The sequence below is a fragment of the Gluconacetobacter entanii genome, assembly GCF_013155425.1.
GTDB classification, from domain to species: Bacteria; Pseudomonadota; Alphaproteobacteria; order Acetobacterales; family Acetobacteraceae; genus Novacetimonas; species Novacetimonas entanii.
The window spans coordinates 25976-43260 of the sequence record NZ_JABJWD010000167.1; the positions used below are offsets into that span (position 1 = coordinate 25976).

The 17285-nt window shown below is 61.7% G+C and carries 17 protein-coding genes and 1 tRNA gene; 9 read left to right on the forward strand and 9 right to left on the reverse strand.

Features of this window, described 5'->3' with window-relative positions; translation table 11 throughout:
- The first annotated feature begins 67 nt into the window (after positions 1–67).
- A complete protein-coding gene (locus HNH97_RS18460; protein ID WP_171791716.1) occupies positions 68–256 on the forward strand; it encodes a KTSC domain-containing protein in 189 nt (62 codons plus the stop codon).
- 198 nt (positions 257–454) lie between these two features.
- Here HNH97_RS18460 and HNH97_RS17395 read toward each other — a convergent pair whose 3' ends face one another.
- Both HNH97_RS17395 and HNH97_RS17400 read right to left on the reverse strand, forming a co-directional pair.
- Positions 455–745 carry a hypothetical protein gene (locus HNH97_RS17395; protein WP_171791717.1) on the reverse strand — a complete coding sequence of 97 codons (291 nt, stop codon included), beginning with the start codon at positions 743–745 and terminating at the stop codon, positions 455–457.
- A 4-nt stretch (positions 746–749) separates the two neighbouring features.
- Positions 750–2513, reverse strand: a complete 1764-nt coding sequence (locus HNH97_RS17400) for a glycoside hydrolase family 55 protein (RefSeq protein ID WP_216657707.1) — start codon at positions 2511–2513, stop codon at positions 750–752.
- Positions 2514–2928: 415 nt separating this feature from the next.
- On the opposite strand from HNH97_RS17400, the gene HNH97_RS17405 reads away from it, so the two are divergent.
- Positions 2929–3276 (forward strand): tyrosine-type recombinase/integrase, encoded by a 348-nt coding sequence (locus tag HNH97_RS17405; RefSeq protein WP_171791718.1) that lies wholly within the window; start codon positions 2929–2931, stop codon positions 3274–3276.
- Here the strand turns inward: HNH97_RS17405 and HNH97_RS17410 are convergent.
- Positions 3255–3329 (reverse strand) — tRNA-Val (locus HNH97_RS17410). The two genes, HNH97_RS17405 and HNH97_RS17410, sit on opposite strands and share 22 nt — an antisense overlap.
- A 162-nt stretch (positions 3330–3491) precedes the next feature.
- On the opposite strand from HNH97_RS17410, the gene HNH97_RS17415 reads away from it, so the two are divergent.
- Positions 3492–4343 (forward strand): N-formylglutamate amidohydrolase, encoded by an 852-nt coding sequence (locus tag HNH97_RS17415; protein WP_171791719.1) that lies wholly within the window; start codon positions 3492–3494, stop codon positions 4341–4343.
- 12 nt (positions 4344–4355) lie between these two features.
- Here HNH97_RS17415 and HNH97_RS17420 read toward each other — a convergent pair whose 3' ends face one another.
- The 4 genes from HNH97_RS17420 to HNH97_RS17435 form a co-directional block, all read right to left on the reverse strand.
- Positions 4356–4715: a YidB family protein gene (locus tag HNH97_RS17420; RefSeq protein WP_110914411.1), complete on the reverse strand. Its 360-nt coding sequence runs from the start codon at positions 4713–4715 to the stop codon at positions 4356–4358.
- A 207-nt stretch (positions 4716–4922) separates the two neighbouring features.
- The gene (locus HNH97_RS17425; RefSeq protein ID WP_171791720.1) at positions 4923–5627 is read right to left on the reverse strand and encodes an NUDIX domain-containing protein; all 705 of its coding nucleotides are present in this window, start codon (positions 5625–5627) and stop codon (positions 4923–4925) included.
- A 103-nt stretch (positions 5628–5730) separates the two neighbouring features.
- Positions 5731–6870 carry a YncE family protein gene (locus HNH97_RS17430; protein ID WP_227744478.1) on the reverse strand — a complete coding sequence of 380 codons (1140 nt, stop codon included), beginning with the start codon at positions 6868–6870 and terminating at the stop codon, positions 5731–5733.
- 73 nt (positions 6871–6943) lie between these two features.
- On the reverse strand, positions 6944–7765 hold the full coding sequence (locus HNH97_RS17435) for a creatininase family protein (protein WP_171791755.1): 822 nt from the start codon (positions 7763–7765) through the stop codon (positions 6944–6946).
- Positions 7766–7921: 156 nt separating this feature from the next.
- On the opposite strand from HNH97_RS17435, the gene HNH97_RS17440 reads away from it, so the two are divergent.
- The 5 genes from HNH97_RS17440 (at position 7922) to HNH97_RS17460 (ending at position 14039) form a co-directional block, all read left to right on the forward strand.
- The gene (locus tag HNH97_RS17440) at positions 7922–10027 is read left to right on the forward strand and encodes a catalase (RefSeq protein ID WP_171791722.1); all 2106 of its coding nucleotides are present in this window, start codon (positions 7922–7924) and stop codon (positions 10025–10027) included.
- A gap of 81 nt (positions 10028–10108) precedes the next feature.
- Positions 10109–10387 (forward strand): SelT/SelW/SelH family protein, encoded by a 279-nt coding sequence (locus tag HNH97_RS17445; protein ID WP_110914408.1) that lies wholly within the window; start codon positions 10109–10111, stop codon positions 10385–10387.
- Positions 10388–10540: 153 nt separating this feature from the next.
- The gene (locus HNH97_RS17450; RefSeq protein WP_244949526.1) at positions 10541–10915 is read left to right on the forward strand and encodes a DUF4112 domain-containing protein; all 375 of its coding nucleotides are present in this window, start codon (positions 10541–10543) and stop codon (positions 10913–10915) included.
- Between the two features lie 67 nt (positions 10916–10982).
- Positions 10983–12401, forward strand: a complete 1419-nt coding sequence (locus HNH97_RS17455; protein WP_244949527.1) for an FAD-binding oxidoreductase — start codon at positions 10983–10985, stop codon at positions 12399–12401.
- Positions 12402–12440: 39 nt separating this feature from the next.
- Positions 12441–14039, forward strand: coding sequence for a glycosyltransferase family 9 protein (locus HNH97_RS17460; protein WP_244949528.1), 1599 nt, complete (start codon positions 12441–12443; stop codon positions 14037–14039).
- A gap of 113 nt (positions 14040–14152) precedes the next feature.
- Here HNH97_RS17460 and HNH97_RS17465 read toward each other — a convergent pair whose 3' ends face one another.
- Positions 14153–14830, reverse strand: a complete 678-nt coding sequence (locus tag HNH97_RS17465) for a FadR/GntR family transcriptional regulator (protein ID WP_227744477.1) — start codon at positions 14828–14830, stop codon at positions 14153–14155.
- Between the two features lie 67 nt (positions 14831–14897).
- Positions 14898–16178: an NAD(P)/FAD-dependent oxidoreductase gene (locus HNH97_RS17470; RefSeq protein ID WP_110914404.1), complete on the reverse strand. Its 1281-nt coding sequence runs from the start codon at positions 16176–16178 to the stop codon at positions 14898–14900.
- Between the two features lie 346 nt (positions 16179–16524).
- Here HNH97_RS17470 and HNH97_RS17475 point away from each other — a divergent pair, with 346 nt between their 5' ends.
- Positions 16525–17076, forward strand: coding sequence for a hypothetical protein (locus tag HNH97_RS17475; RefSeq protein ID WP_171791726.1), 552 nt, complete (start codon positions 16525–16527; stop codon positions 17074–17076).
- The last annotated feature ends 209 nt before the right edge of the window (positions 17077–17285 follow it).

A 17285-nucleotide genomic window follows, 5' to 3' on the forward strand; every position in this document is an offset into this window, starting at 1 on the left:
GCGGACATCATTTTTCCGTCGAATCAGAAGATTGATCTCATCTCTTTAAAGATGGACTGGAACCCATATGCCCGCTGTCTTTTCATCAGCTATATCACGGATAGAATACGACGCCGGAACACATGTTCTTTCAATCTGGTTTAGAAGCGCCAAGAGATACGATTATTATGGTGTCCCCATTTCGGTTTACACAGCCTTCCTGAACGCTCCATCAAAGGGACGGTACTATGACAGCTACATCAAGGATCGTTACTGATATTCAATCTATATTGACCGATATTATGGCTGACCCACTACGCTGCATAACAATTTTCCCATTGACGCATATCTGATAAATATCTTTTTTGCCCCTTCAACCTCGAAGGTCGTTACGCCTAATCGTGATGATAACTCATCCTGTATCTGTGAGGTGTAGAATCCTTCGAGGCCGATGCCTGATGATCCTTGCTCTTTATTAGGGCGTGTCGTCAGTTAGCTCCGATGACAACGGAGACGAGTTGCGCTGCTGCGAGGAAGCCAGTCGCGGCAGGCTGGTCGCATCCTTCACCGCGCCGACATACTGCGTGCCAGGACGGTTGCTTGCGCCACCCTGCACATGCACGAAGAAGTTCGTCAGTTCACACGCCCCGGTCTGCCATTTCTCCATGTCGGAGCGAAAGCGCAGCATCGGCGAGATGATGCCCGCCGCAAATGCCGGGCGATATGCGATGGACGGCCGTGGGCCTTCGGGATACTGCGATGCCATATGCTTACGGTCCTGAATTGTTTGCAACGACATTGACGGTTTCGCCGGAATTGTCGGCAACACCGGCCGCGCATCCCCGGAATATGTTTCCGGTAATGGTGCCGTAACTGACGCCGCTGTCGATGCGGACGGCCCCAAACGGTGCGGCAGCACTCGTGGCGCCGTCACAGAAATTCACGCCATTGACAACGAAGGATCCGCCATCTGCGCTATTTCCGTCCGCAGCGGCCTGCAGCAGTATCCCGAAGGTGCTGTTGGTTGCGGAATAGGTAGCGCCGTCCTGATTGCAGCCGATGATGTCACCACCTATGAACCTGAAATCCTTCGCGGCGTAGGAAACGCAGGCTTCCGCCGCGCCTTCGACTTTCCCGCCATAAAACTCGACATGACCGATGCTTGGAAACTTGCCGGATGTAATGAACCGGATCAGGTTTGTAGGCTCGTTGTAGCCGTAGCACTGGAACGAATATGCTTCCAGGTGTGTGACATCGGTCCCGGAAATGCACGTTGACCCGGCCGCATCGCCTGTCGCGTTGATTTCTGCCTCCAGCCGATCAAGATGTATGAACTGCGGGCATGCAGCCGCCGATGTGCTGGTCGGGCAGTCGATATTGAGTGCGATGTGAACCTGATTGCACGTTCCATGCGCAATCCACGTGGTGGCCGCGAAATCGGAAATATGCACACAGCTTCCGGGGACGAAGCCCGTACTGGAAGACAGGGCTTCGTCCACGTGGAAATCAAGGACTTCCGTCACGTCCCCGCGTGTCGGGCAGCTTCCGATATCCGAAGCGCAGTTCGCCCCGGTTTCGTCCCCGTGGTAATAAACCGCATAGCCGCCACCAAGCGCCACGCTGGACATCATCTGCGTTGCATAGAACTCGCGGAACCTGTTCTTGAAACCCGAATACGCCTCGAACAGGTTATACGCCCCGTAGGAATACACATGGTCGGCGACGCATCCGGCGCAGTGCGTGAACTTCACCGCAGGGCCTTTCTGCGTCACGCTTGCGGTCGTATTGGCGAACATGAATGCCACATCCGTCATCCGGCCGCCGTAAAAATAACGGTCGCCTGACACCACGGGCGCATCGAAATCAAAGAGCGCCACGCTCCCGGTTCCGGTTACAAGAAAGCGCGTGCCGCCAGCCTGCACCGCGCCGCCGCCCGCGCCACGGATACTCACGCCAGCGCATGGCACGGAATGGCCGGTCGCGGCAGAAATCACATAGTCCCCGGATGGGAAATACAGTTCGCCCCCCTTCCCCGCAGTACGGGCGCAGAGCGCGGTCAGCGCGGTCTGGATTGCGGCGTCATCGTTCGTGGCCCCGTCGCCTTTGGCCCCGAAATCCTTGACGCTGCTCCGGTCGTATTCCTTTGACTGGACGCTCCGGCTGACGGCGGTGGCGTCGGGTCCGATGACCGACGCGGCCGACGCCGCCGTTCCAGACAGGCTGCCGCCCGTGATGACCGGCATGCGCAGCGACTGCGCATTCGATGTGCCCCCCGTGATGGCCGGCGTTGTCAGCGCCTGGTTGGTCGAGGACCCGGACGACATGTCAACCTTTTTGCCGAGCAGGTCGGGCAGCGTGCAATTATCCCACGTCAGGTTCGCCCCGTCGCCGTTCGTATCGGGCTTCGTCGCCCACCACTGCCGCCATTCCTGCACGGTGGGAATATCTTTCTGCTGCCAGTTCGGAAAGGACTGCGCCCTTGATGGAGAAACCATGGCAACACACGCAAGAATTGCCAGTATAACCACCTTCATTGTTCGGCCTTTCCTTTTTTGCCATGGCACCTTCATGATCGCGGATTACTGCGTCACGCCATTGATGATTGCGGCGGACAGCCGCGGCGGCGTGTCATAGCCATCCGAGAAATAGCGCGGCTTTGGGATGTGGATATGCCCGATCATCTGCGGCGGTTTCTGGCACTCCTGATCGGCACAGCTTCCGGCCCGAAGCCCTGCTGGAACTGACGCGGGAGCAATGCGGCATGGATAATAGACCTGAACCCACCGGGTCGTGACCAGACCAAAAAGCGGCGCCCTTGTGTCCCTATGCCGGACTTTCTGCGCTCGTGGATTGAGAACGTGCCGACGGAGAATTTGATCACATGGACAAGGTCTGCCGATAAAAAAATATCTGCCGGATGGCGTGCGGCGCGAAGGGCGGCCGCCCTCAATGACGAAATCATCCCATAATACAGTGCGCCATACCATGGCGACGGAACTGGCCCGCCGTGGTGTTCCTGATTTGGAGATTGCAAGCCTGCTGGGGCATCACATGCCGAACTTCAAAACCACAGCCCGCTACGTCCATGTGTGGCCGGAATATCTCTCACGGGCCCGGAAGGCGATCAATGATGTGGTGGAGGAAATCCAGAAAAGCGCGCGCCAGCCGATTGACAATGTTCCGTCTCGTGCTAGTTGCGTGTTAGCACATCAGACGGCAGCCATGCTTGGATATTCATATTCGCTTGAATATCAAGGCTTTAAGACCGAAGCAAATGGTGGGCGCAACAGGGATTGAACCTGTGACCCCTACCATGTCAAGGTAGTGCTCTACCGCTGAGCTATGCGCCCATTTGCTTCGGTGAGAAGGCTTCTAACTGCCGTCAGGGTTTCGTGCAACCCCCTTTTTTCAGAAAAAATCAGATTGACCAGCACTGCGCCGCCTGCACCTATGCCCGGCATGCGATTTTACCCCGTCCCACCGGCCAAAAGCTACGTTTTGTGTGTGTTCCCATGCCACTAGCCCCGTTGCCACCGTTCGAGATTCTCTCTCCCACCGCCTCTGCGGCGCCGCTGGTGGTGGCCTCACCGCATTCTGGCCGGGATTACACCGATCATTTTCTCAGCCTGTCCCGCCTATCGCCTGCCGCCCTGCGCCGCAGCGAGGACTGCTTTGTGGAGGAACTTCTGCACTCCGCACCATCGTGGGGGGCCCCCCTGCTCCATGCCAATTTCCCGCGTGCCTATTGCGATGCCAACCGGGAAGCATGGGAACTGGATCCCAGCATGTTTCGCGGCACGTTGCCCGACTGGTGCAATACCTCCAGCAGGAAGGTACAGGCCGGGTTCGGCACCATTGCCCGTCTGGTCGGAAATGGTGGACCGATCTACTGCCGCCCCCTGGACTTTGAGGAAGCGGAACGCCGCATCCGCACCTGCTGGTATCCCTACCACGCGGCACTGCTCAACCTGATCGAAACCAGCGTGGCGCAACATGGCCTGTGCATCCTGCTGGATGGACATTCGATGCCGCGGCAGGGACAGCGCGACAGTGCCGATTTCATTCTGGGAAATGCGTGGGGCACGTCATGCGCGCCCGAAATCACCGCCACGGTCGAAAACATCCTGACCGGACATGGATATCGCGTGGCGCGCAACATGCCCTTTGCCGGGGGGTATGTGACGCGCCATTACGGCAGGCCACGCAAAGGCGTGCACGCCCTGCAGATGGAAATCAGCCGCCATCTGTATATGGATGAAGGCACGCTGGAACGTCATGACGGTTTTTCCAGCGTGCAGCAGGCCCTGTCGCGCGTTATGGCGGAACTGGCCGATCTGGCCCGTCACATGGCGCGCCAGACCTGACAAGACGTAAAATCAGGCTTTTGCGGGCACCTCGCCCTGCGGGGTCTGCGCATTGACGGCAACCGGAAGCAGATGCGCCAGAACCGGCAGGATCGTGGCGGCGGGCAGGCCGGTATGATCCACCATCGCCTGCACCTGCTGGCTGCTGAGCAACGAGCGCAGTTCGTCGGTGGAAATCGGCAGGTTTTCGCCCGACCCGATCCATGACTTCACCTTATCCGTCAGGCCGGCTTTATCCGCCTGATCCAGCAGCGAAGAAATCGTGGCGGGGGTCAGCAGTTGCCCCAGATAGGAATGGACCTGCTCCGCCAGCCCCGAATTGGCCGCAAGATCGGTCAGCTTTCCCATTACGTCGTCGAAAATACCACTCATGATCATGTCCCTGAAGTTAGCCTAGCGCTTTTCAGCATAGGCGATCTTGGACAATTATAAAAAAAATATATAAGCCCGGACAAAAAAAAGCGGTGCAATCGCACCGCTTGAGTTTAGGGAGGAAACGTCCAAGAAGCAGGTTGCCAAGGCAAATCTGCTTCCCGACTTTATGATGTCCCTCACGCTTATGTGTCAAGGACAAAATCACTATACGGCTTTATCCTTCCTGCCTCCACGCGCCATATACAGGTGGTAGGACAGCAGCGTCTTCGCATCGGTCCGGCCAATTGCGGGCAGATCCGCAAGCGGGAGGACATGCAGGTGTATGTTTTCATGCTCGCTCGACAGGCCGGTATGCCGCCCGTCCAGCGCATGCAGGACCTCGGGCGAGACCGGGATTTCGGCGTAATACAGGGCGATGGCTTCATCCGTGCCACCGGGCGAAAGCCACACGGTATCCAGCAGCACCAGATCCGCCTGCCTGACCTTCAGGTCCGCCCCGACTTCCTCCGACAGTTCGCGCAGGGCCGTGCTGACGAACTCCCCCCCGTCCAGCATGCCCGCAGGCAATGCGAGAAGGTCGGGACGCGCGATGGGAATGCGGGCTTCGCGCGTCAGGACCGTACGCGGCGCCTCCCCCGGGCATTGCAGCACCAGCAGGATGGACACCGAATCCCCACGCAGCATCGCGGCCCCGGGAACGGGCCTGCCGTCGCTGTAGGCATCCGCCACGGCAAGGATGAACCCCACCCGCGTACCGAACATGACGACGTCACGCACATCGATGCGGCGGACATCGAAACGCGCCAGCAATCCGTCGCGCCAGCGTACGAAATGGGGGGCTGACAGGACCCTGCCCTGCAGTTCCACGGGGATGGCAGGGCAAAAATGAATCAGGTCCGGATCGGGCATGTCGCATACTCCTGTTTCACGGCCACGGAAACATACGCCGGCATGCCCGGAACCTTTCATCACATTAAGGGACTGTTTCAGGCGGCCTGCCCGCAAACCCTCCCTAGCGCAGGATCCCGGTATGCCCGATCGAATAGCGTCCCGGCTGTGGCCAGACCGTCAGGCCATGCGGCTCCAGCCCTACGGCAACCTTGCGTACCGCGCCACTCGTAGTATCAAAGGCATAGACCACATCGTCAAACCGTCCCGACAGCCACAGCGTCTTTCCATCCGCACTGACATTGCCCATGTCCGGGCTGCCGCCACCGGGAATGGGCCACTGGCTGACCACCTTTTCGGTTGCAAAGCTTATGACCGACACGCCACCGGCCTTGCTGTGGGGCGTTCCATGGATCTTGTGCGACCCACGGTTGGCCACGTACATCATCGTGCCGTCCCTGCTGGGATACAGGCCGTGCGTGCCGACCCCGGTCGGGATGAAGCCGGTTTCGCGGAAACTGTCGCCATCGATGATGAACACACCATCGGCATGCATGTCCGCGACATAGAAGGTGTGCCCGTTCGGCGCCGTCAGGATATCCTGCGGCATGCCACCGCTCGACAGCTTGAGATATCCGAGCACCGCATGGTTGACGGTATCCACCTTCGCCAGATAGCCGCCGAACTCACACGTGAAGATGGCATAGCGCCCATCGATCGAGAAATCGGCATGGTTGACGCCCTTGCACTGCGGCACCTCGACCGATGTCTGCAACTGCATCGTGTGGGGGTCACGGAAATCGAGGCGTTTGCGCGCTTCGGCCACCGTAATGGCCGATTTGCCATCGGGCGTGAAATACATGTTGTACGGATCATCGACCGCAACTTCCGGTCCCGGCAGGGTGGTGCGCGGGTCGATGGGCGTCAGGCTGCCGTTGGTCGTGCCCTCGGCATTGTTGGTGACCCACAGCGTCCGCAGGTCCCATGACGGCACGACGTGCTGGGGACTCTTGCCGACCGGAAAGCGGTTGACGACCTTGTAGGTCTGCGGGTCAATGACATAGACATTGTTCGACCGAAGGTTGGGAACATAGATCCGTGCCGGGTCCTGCGCCACTTCCGGCGCGATATGCGAAGGCGTCGTTTCGGTATAGATATTCTGCGGGTCCACGACCGGCGGCATGCCGGGAATGGTCTGTACCTGCTGTGCCCGCGCCCCGGACAATCCCGCACATCCCAGGGCCGCAACGCACAGCCCCGACATCAGAAACAGTTTTTTTACGCTCATGCGATCCAATCTCCTGGCGCCCCTATAGCACGCGGCAGAAATCTGGCAATCACGGAGAAATCGGACCATTCCGGTCGGTCTGGAGCGCCCTGACCGCCGCCGCAACCTGCATGTCCGCCCCCACCTGTCCCAGTGCCGCGGTGGCCGGACGCGGGTCGCCACCATACACCCCCAGCGACGGACCCGGCAGGGTCGCATGGCGCAGGGCATTTTCGCGCACCATGTCCGGCTGGATCGCCAGCATCAGCGAGGTGTCGCTGATATCGGCATGCATGCCCACATCCGCCCCCAGTCCGCGCCTGCGCAGGAAATCGGCGTAGCTTCCGGCGACCACGTCATAATACGCCCCCAGATAGACCACGCGCGCGCCCGTGCCCGCCCATTTATGGTTGAGCGCCAGCGCCACGGCCTTCAGGTCCTTCTGGTATCCGCCATGGTCGCCCAGCAGGATAATACGCCGGAACCCCTGCACACGCAGGCTTTCGGCCGCCCCGGAAAGCAGTTCACGAAAGACGGCCGGCGGGATGCTGAGTGTCCCGGCAAAACGCATGTGCGACGTGCGCGGCGACGTCCCGCCTTCGGGAACATAGGCAATGGTGGGCGCGACCAGCATGTGACCGACCTGGCGGGCGATACGCTGCGACAGGACGGTGGCGCGGACATTGTGCTTGCCCACCGCGATGAACGGGCCGCTCTGTTCCGTGCCACCCACGGGGATGATGACGCTGGTCCATCCCTGCGCCAGGGCGTCGCGGATTTCCGTCCACGTCAACTGCTCGAACACGACATCGGGCGGCGCGGCGGCGCGGGCAGTCCCATGGCCCGGGGGGATGATCGCCACGCCACACAGCACCACACATGCCCGAACCATCGCGCGGCCCCATTTCAACATCCGTCGCATCACGCCTTCATCCTGTCCCCGCCACATGCCCACGCCGGAACCATCAGGCGGACATCCCGTTATGTTACCGAATATTTTACCCCGGACCTGCCATGACTGGCGCGTCGGTATAAAGGAGAAACGGCCATGAACACCAGTGCCAGCCCACATCCATCGCATACCACCACGGGTCAGGGGGGAGAGACACACCAGAGTGCGGATGATGCTGGCATTCCCACCATGACCACGCAGCAGGGGGTACCGGTTTCCGACGACCAGAACACCCTGCGCAACGGTGCGGGTGGTCCGGCCCTGATGGAGGATTTCCATTTCCGCGAAAAGATCTTCCATTTCGACCATGAACGCATCCCCGAGCGCGTGGTCCATGCCCGTGGCTATGGCGCGCATGGCTATTTCGAACTGACCGATTCCCTTGCCGATGTCTGCCATGCCGACATTTTCAAGAATGTCGGGGAAAAGACCCCGGCCTTCGTGCGCTTTTCCACCGTGGCGGGCGGGCGTGGCTCATCCGACGTGGTGCGCGACGTGCGCGGCTTTGCGGTGAAGCTTTATACCAAGCAGGGAAACTGGGACATCGTCGGTAACAACATCCCGGTCTTCTTCATACAGGACGCGATCAAGTTCCCCGATTTCGTCCACGCCGCCAAGGAAGAGCCAGACCGTGGCTTTCCGCAGGCGCAGACGGCGCATGACAATTTCTGGGATTTCGTCTCCCTCTCGCCCGAGGCCACGCACATGGTCTGCTGGGCCATGTCGGACCGGGCCATCCCGCGCTCCTTCCGCTTCATGGAGGGATTTGGCGTGCATACCTTCCGCCTGATCGATGCGAAGGGGCGCTCGACCTACGTCAAATTCCACTGGAAACCGCGTCAGGGCCTGCAATCGGTCGTCTGGAACGAGGCGCTGAAGATCAACGGCGCGGACCCCGATTTCCATCGCCGCGACCTGTGGAACGCCATCCATGCGGGCGACTACCCCGAATGGGAACTTGGCGTGCAACTGTTCGATGACGAATTCGCGGACAGCTTCGATTTCGACATCCTTGATCCCACCAAGCTGATCCCCGAGGAACTCGTCCCCGTCCGCCGTGTGGGGCGCCTCGTGCTCAACCGGGTGGTGGACAATTTCTTTGCGGAGACGGAGCAGGTCGCCTTCTGCACCCAGAACATCGTGCCGGGCATCGACTTCACCAACGACCCGCTGCTGCAGGGGCGCAATTTTTCCTACCTCGACACCCAGACCAAGCGGCTGGGCGGTCCCAATTTCACGCATATCCCCATAAACGCGCCCAAATGCCCGTTCCATAATTTCCAGCAGGACGGGCACATGGCGATGCACAACCCGAAGGGGCGCGCGAATTACGAACCCAATTCATGGCCACAGCCGCAGGGTGGCCCGCGCGAAAACCCCGTCTCCGGCTACCGCTCCTTCCCGCAGGAACAGTCGGGGGAGAAGGTGCGCCAGCGCTCCGCCTCGTTTGGCGACCATTACAGTCAGGCGCGCCAGTTCTATATCAGCCAGACCCCGGTCGAGCAGACCCACATGAAGGACGCCTTCGTCTTTGAACTGAGCAAGGTGGAGACACCGGCCATCCGTGTGCGCATGCTGACACACCTGCGCAACGTGGATGAAGCGCTGGCCCATGGCGTGGCGGAAGGGCTTGGCATTTCTCCCCTCCCCCCTGCCGCCCGGCCCTTCCTGCCGGTGCGCACCGACCTGCCGGCCTCCGACGCGCTGAGCATCCTGAAAAATGGGCCCGACAGTTTCCATGGCCGCAAGCTGGGCGTCGTGGTGACCGAGGGCACGGATGCCGACCTGCTGACCGCCGTGCTCGAGGCCGCCCATAATGTCGGCGCGGAGACGGAACTGGTCGGCCCGCGCATCGGCAATATCTGCAATGACAGGGGCAAGGTCCTGCCGGTCATGCAGAAGATCAATGGCGGGCCGTCGGTCCTGTATGACGCGGTGGTGCTCCTCCCCTCCGCGCAGGGCAGCAGGCTGCTGCTGGGCGAGGCGACGATGCGCGATTTCATTGCCGACGCCTTTGCCCATGCGAAGTTCATCGGATATGGGGCAGACGCCGAACCGCTGCTTGATGCCGCAGGCGTCACGTCCGCCGCGCGCGACGATGGTGTCATCCGGCTTGGCGGCGGCGGGGATGCGACGGCCTTTGTAAAGGCCTGCGCCGCCCTGCGCTTCTGGCCGCGTGAACAGCACGTGCACGCGGTCTGACCTTCACCTCCCCCTTTTTCGCGGCCTGCCCTTGGTCCATATCAGGTGACAGGCCCGATGAAAGGGAACGGAGGATCCGGCATGGATGAAAAACCGACCATCACCATCCACTACTGCACACGCTGCAACTGGCTGCTGCGTGCCGGGTGGATGGCGCAGGAACTGCTGTCCACCTTTGGCGAGGACCTTGGCGGCGTGACCCTTGTGCCGGGCAGCGGGGGACGGTTTGAAATCCTTGTCGGCCCCCACCTCGTCTGGGAACGCAAGCGCGACGGGGGTTTTCCCGGGCCAAAGGAACTCAAGCAGCGCGTGCGTGACGTCATCGCGCCCGAACGCGACCTGGGGCATACCGATCGGTAAAACTTTTGAAACTTCCCGATCCGCCAGTTTCCACCAGACATCTGCTGACGATCATGCCTCACGGTATTGTGCCGTCATCTTCCCCGCACCATATGACCGGGTATGGCACACACTGCTTCATCTTCGTTCACGGACCGCCCCTCGCTGGATGGCATGGACATCAGGCGTCGCATCATGCGGCTACGCCGGCTGGCGACGCTGCTGGATGCGGCCTTTGTCGTGCCCGGCACACATTTCCGCTGGGGGCTGGATACCCTGATCGGGCTGCTGCCGGTGGCAGGCACGCTGGTCATGGCGCTCCCCTCGCTCTACATCATATGGGAAGCCCACCGGATGAACGTGCCGGGCAGGCTCCTCGTCAGGATGATCGGGAATGTTGCGGTCGAACTCCTGGCCGACTTCGTCCCGGTCCTCGGCGACCTGGTCGATACCGTCTACAAGGCGAACCTGCGCAACATCGCCCTGCTTGAAGATCATTTCGGCATGACCGTGGACGGGACCGCACGCGAGACAACGCCCCCACGCTGACCTTGCGGCGGGACGGATGTACGGATAACCCGGAACGAAGGATTACTGCCTGATGGGACCGTCGTTCATGTTCTCTTCCCTCCCCCCCGCCATTGCGGACGTCGCCCGCATCCTGCACCAGCATCTGGGCGAGCGGGTGACGACCAACGAATCGATCCGTGAACAGCACAGCCATGGCGAAGGCTGGAAACATGCCAGCCTGCCAGCGCTTGTGGTCTTTGCCGAAAGCACGGCGGACGTGGCGCTGGCGCTGCGCACCTGCCATGAACATCAGGTCGCCGTGGTGGCGTTCGGCGGCGGCACCTCGGTGGAGGGACACGTCACCCCCGGCAACGACGCCATCAGCCTCGACCTGTCGCGCATGACCCGTGTCCTCGCCGTCAATGAAAATGACCTCGACTGCCGGGTGGAAGCAGGCGTGACGCGGCAGTCGCTCAATGCGCACCTGCGTGACATGGGCCTGTTCTTCCCCGTCGATCCGGGTGGGGAGGCCACGTTTGGCGGCATGTGCGCCACGCGCGCATCGGGCACCGCGGCGGTCCGTTACGGCACCATGCGCGAAAACGTGCTGGGGCTGCGCGTCGTCATGGCCGACGGGCGTATTGTCGATACGGGCGGGCGGGTGCGCAAATCCTCCACCGGCTATGACCTGACGGGCCTGTTCATCGGGTCCGAAGGGACGCTGGGCATCATTACCGAGGTGCAGTTGCGCCTGCATGGCATCCCCGAAACCATTGCCGCCGCGACGTGCCAGTTCGAAAACCTTGGCGATGCGGTGCGCACCGCCGTGTCCACCATCCAGGTGGGCGTGCCGATCGGGCGTATCGAACTGCTCGACGATGCGCAGATGCAGGCCTGCATCACCTATTCCAAACTGGAAGACTACCGCCCCATCACCACCCTGTTCTTCGAATTCCAGGGATCACCGGAGGCTGTGCGCGAACAGGTCGAGATGGTGGAGGCCATTGCCGCCGACAATAACGGCCTCGGCTTCGTCTGGAGCACAAGCCAGGAGGAACGCACCCGCCTGTGGAAGGCACGGCACAGCGCCTACTGGGCGGCGCTTGCGGCCTATCCCGGCCATAACGGCATCGCGACCGACGCCATCGTGCCCATTTCCGCCCTGACGGAACTGATTACAGGCGCCAAGGCGGATATCGAGGCCTCGGGCCTTGCGGCCCCCATTGTCGGGCATGTGGGGGATGGTAATTTCCATACCATCATCATGGTGCCCCCCGAACCCGGCGGGTACGAACGCGCCATGGAACTCGACCGCAAGATCGTGCGCCGGGCGCTCGCGCTGGGCGGATCGTGCAGCGGGGAGCACGGGATCGGCACCGGCAAGCTGGAATTCATGGCCGCCGAACATGGCGAAAACGCCCTGCAGGTCATGCGCGCGATCAAGCATGCCCTCGACCCGCAGAACATCCTCAACCCCGGGAAACTGCTTCCCCCCGCCAATACGCCCACCGGCGCAGCGGCCTGACCCGGATCCCGGACAACAACAAGGCGGACGGTACGGATCATGTCTGGCACTGAACCTGCGGGCACGGACGAAGCCACCCGCACCGAACGGTTGCGCGGGGCCATGCGCTGTCTGGAAAGCGGACAGTTCGCGCAGGCCCGCGCCCTTGTCGAACCCCTGTGCGATGACAGGCGGGCCGATGTGATCCTTGCCCATGCCCTTGCCGGCAGCGGCCGCAGCACCCGTGCCGCACGGATGCTGTGCCGGCTTGCGCATGACAACCCCACGGCCCGGCACCCCGCGCAGGACATGATGACGCTGCTGCTGCGTCATTCGCGGCTTGAGGAGATCGAGGCCACCCTGCAGGCCACCCTGCGCCAGACCCCCAATGATATCCGCCTGTATGACCAGTTGGGGGAATTCCTGCTGCTGCAGGGGCGCACGGATGAAGCCATCGAAGTCCTGATCGAAGGATGCAGGCGTCACCCTTCGGCCCTGAGGACGGGGAACCTGCTGGCCGTTACGCAGAACGAAACCGGCGACGCGCAGAAGGCGCAGGCCCTGTTGCGCCATCTGCTGACATACCATCCGCAAAGTGCGATGACGCATGCGAACCTTGCGCACATCCTGACGGTCGATAACCGGGTGGACGAGGCCCTGCATCACCATGCGCAGGCGCTCGAACTGCGTCCCGACGACCCGCATATCCACCTCAACCACGCCATGACCCTGCTGAAGGCGGGGCGGCATGCGCAGGGGTGGCCGGAATATGAATGGCGCCTGCGCATACCCGGACGCCTGAAATACCCGGCCGAACGCCTGCTGCCGACCCTGAAGCAGGACAGCGACCTGAGCGGGCAGCGCATCCTGATCCTGTCGGAGGCGGGACTGGGCGACATGCTGATGTATCTGCGCTTTGTCCCGGCGCTGGTCCGGCGCGGCGCACGCGTGACGCTTCAGGTCCCGCGCGAGATCCTGCCGCTTGCCGCGCGCATTTACGGGGTGGAACGGGTGATCGACCCGCTGCGCCCGGTTCCCGCACATGACTGGCACTGTCCCTTCGGCAGCCTGCCACGCGTACTGGGGCAGACGTCCGACATCATCGGCGCGCCCGTTCCCTACCTGCATGCCGACCCGCACAAGGTACTGGCGTGGGAGGACTATATGCCGTCCCGCCCCGGACTGCGGGTGGGCGTGGTCTGGGGGGGCGCAAGCCGCCCGGGTGTTGCGCAGGCGCAGGCCATCGACCGCAAGCGTTCGATGAACCTTGCGCAACTCGCCCCGCTTGCGACGATACCGGGCCTGCACCTCGTCAACCTGCAACGCGGGCAGCATGCCCGGCAGATGACCGACATCCCTGATGGCATGCAGTTATACGACCCCATGGATGACGTGCACGACATGGATGATACCGCCGCGATCATCATGAACCTCGACATCGTCGTGTCGGTCGATACCTCGATCGTGCATCTTGCGGGGGCGCTGGGCAGGCCCGTCATCATGATGGACCGGTATGACAATTGCTGGCGGTGGCAGTCCGGGCGAGGCGACAGCCAGTGGTATCCCGACCTGCGCATCGTGCGGCAGCCCCGGCCCGGCGCATGGGACGGGGTTGTCGCACGTGTGCGCGACATGCTGGCATCAGCCCCCCGCCCATAACCAAGGGACTGAAAAACAAAAGTTTTTGGTGAATCTTTTTGCAAAAAGCTTCGAAAGACACTACCTCTCTTGAAAAAAAACACACGAAAAGACTTCAAGAAATTACCGCAACATCACGACATAGCGGTAATCAATCCCTCCACGGCCGCGCGCGCGGCCTGTTCCGCACCGGGTGCGTCCTGCCTGCGGATCGCATCGAGAATGCGCCGGTGCGCCGCAAGGTCCGGTTCCGGCAGGGTCGGTTCCGCCACTGCCGTATGGGTGCCACGTCGCACTTCCGATACGAAATAGCGGTAGAGTTCACTCAACGCCGTATTGTGCGATGCCTGCGCGATGGCAAGGTGGAAGGCCGTATCGCGCGCGACGAAGGCCTCCATATCCATGCCGGGGGTCTTTTCCCCACGCGCCTGCAACAGCTTTTCCAGATGCTTCAGGTCACGTTCCGTCCGGCGCAGGGCGGCAAGGCGGGCGGCCTCCGCCTCCAGCACGACACGCAGTTCGAAATGATCCCGCAGGCCGGAGCGACTGATGCGATGGATGACATCGGCGGGGTCGGTGCGCGAACGGACATAGGTCCCGTCCCCCTGCCGCACCTCCAGCATGCCGGCATGCGACAGGACACGCACGGCCTCGCGCACGGTATTGCGCCCGACCTGCAGCAGTTGCGCCAGTTCCGTTTCCTTGGGGATACGCTCCCCCAGCGCCCATTCCCCCTGCGTCACGCGGTCACGCATGACGGCAATGGCCTGTTCCACAAGGGAATGTCGCGGGAGCGGGGGAAAGGAAGACATGGGCCGTTTCATACCCCAAAGTCCGCATGCGCAACAGGGTCACGCCAGCGAATGCACCGCCACATGTTCAGTCAAGCCGTACCGCAGGCCGGACAAACACGTCGAGCCAGTCCACAAGGCACGACACCATGCCACGGAACGGTCCATAAAGTTCGAACTGGTGCTGGCGATACAGCATCAGGTGCACCAGCCGCGCGGACAGTCCATGCAGCCATCCCCCACCAAAGACCGTACCACCGGGGAACGTGCCCCATCCATTGTAATCACCCAGGGCGACAACCGCGCCCTTGTTGTTGAATACGAAGGGCGGCAGCGGACGGCCGCCGATCCATGCAGGCAGGTGGCGCGCCAGATGGTGCGCCTGCTGGCGCGCCGCCTGCGCGGTGGGGGCCACCGGCTTTTCCGCGATGAAGGCGCAGTCCCCCATGGCGAAGACATTATCGTCCTCCAGCAGTTGCAGCGTGGGCCGCACCTCCATCTGGCCCGAACGTGACAGCTTGATGTCCCCGAATTTCCGCGTCACGTCTGGCGCCTTCACCCCCGCGGCCCAGACGCGCAATGTTGCGGGGATACGGCTGCCATCCTTGAGCATGAAGCCATTTTCATCCGCGCCGCTGACCATGGCGGAGGTCCTGACGGTCACCCCGATGGCCTGAAGCTGCTTCATCGCGGCCTCGGACACTGCTTCGGGGAAGGCCGGCAGGATGCGGGGACCGGCTTCGAGCAGCGTGATCTTCAGTTCCGGCGGCTTCTGCCCGAAGCTGTACAAGGCCGCAAGGCCCAGCGCCTTGTGCAGTTCGGCGGCCAGTTGCGTCCCGGTCGCACCACCGCCGACGATGGCGATGTCGAGTTCGCGGTGATAGGCAAACGCCTTGAGCAGTTCCGTGCGGAAGCGGTCATTGAAACCATTGGCATCGACCAGGTTGTCGATGAACATGCAGTGTTCGGCCACGCCGGGGGTGCCGAAATCGTTGGCGCGACTGCCGATCGACAGGATCAGCGCATCATATTCCAGCGTGCGTTCATCCAGGATGACCTCGCCGGTGGGTTCGACCACGGGGGCAAGGGTGATGGTCTTCGCCTTGCGGTCCATGCCGGAAATCTCGCCGGGCCAGAATTCGAAATGATTGCGACTGGCCTGCGACATGAAACTGATGCGGTCATTCTCGTTCGCGGCCGTACCCGCGGCGAAGCAGTGCAGCATCGGCTTCCACACATGGGCGAAGCTTTTATCGACAAGGGTGATTTCCGCGCGCCCGGATTTCCCGACCGACTTGCCAAGACGGGTGGCCAATGCAAGCCCGGCGACCCCGCCACCAACAATCACGATCCGAAACTTCTGCGCCATCTCACTCTGCTCCAACCCGTTCGCACGATCGGTCGGACGCCAGTATGGCGACCACCGTCTTTTCCGCCCCCAGTCCATCAGGCATGAGCCTTCGTACTTTAGTCAAAAGCACGCCGGGGACAATGCCGTGCCCTGAGACCCCGTCAACCTATATCCCATTACCTGTGACCAAAATCAAAAAACGGCGCGTCCTTGCGGCCCACGGGGCCGGATATTGGCGACGCTTCCCCCATGCCAACGCCCATCAGGCAATATGCACGATATCTTTACATGCAGCCGTACGGGACAAGGTTGCATGCCAACCGGCACCATGACCTGACATGGCATCATATGGAACATTGCAGACATGATCACGTCACATACGGGACTGCTCGACACCGTCCTGCCGCGCTACCAGTTCGTGGAAACACATCGCCTGCCCATGCGTACGTCACCTGCGCGCATCATGGCGGGCATCCGCGCCTATCGCGCCGGGCATGACCCGCTGGTCCGCATGGCAATCGCGATGCGCGAACTGCCCGCACGCCTGCTGGGTCACAGGGCGGGGCGGATGCTCGACCTTGATGATTTCAGCGTTGTGGGACAGGAGGGCACCACCGAGATTGTCTTTGGCCTGATGGGCGCGTTCTGGAAGCCCGATTACGGCCTTGTGCCGATTGCGTCGCCGCAGGCCTTCCTCTCCGGCAAACGCACCGACCTGTGCCGGCTTGCCATGGGGTTTCGCATCCTCACGGATGCATCCGGTTCCCACGCAATGGTCGTGACACAGACGCGCGTGGATTGCCCGACCACCGCCCTGCGCCGCCGTTTCGCCCCCTACTGGTACGCCATCCGTCCCGTCAGCGGCCTGATCAGGCAGCGCATGCTGGGCCGAATTCGCAACATGGCGGAGCATTGACCGGCCCCGGATGGAGAAGGTGGGCGACAGACCTGTATGCGAATATCATATCAAGGTGCGATAATAACATGGCGTTGCGACATGAAAAACCGCCTTCCCGGCATAAAATCCAGCCAGCCCTCAAAGGTTTTTGGTAAAGCTTCAAAGACCGCCGCCTTTCCAGATCAAAAGGCGGCTCCCACAAACGTCTGTATTGTCTCGACTGACCG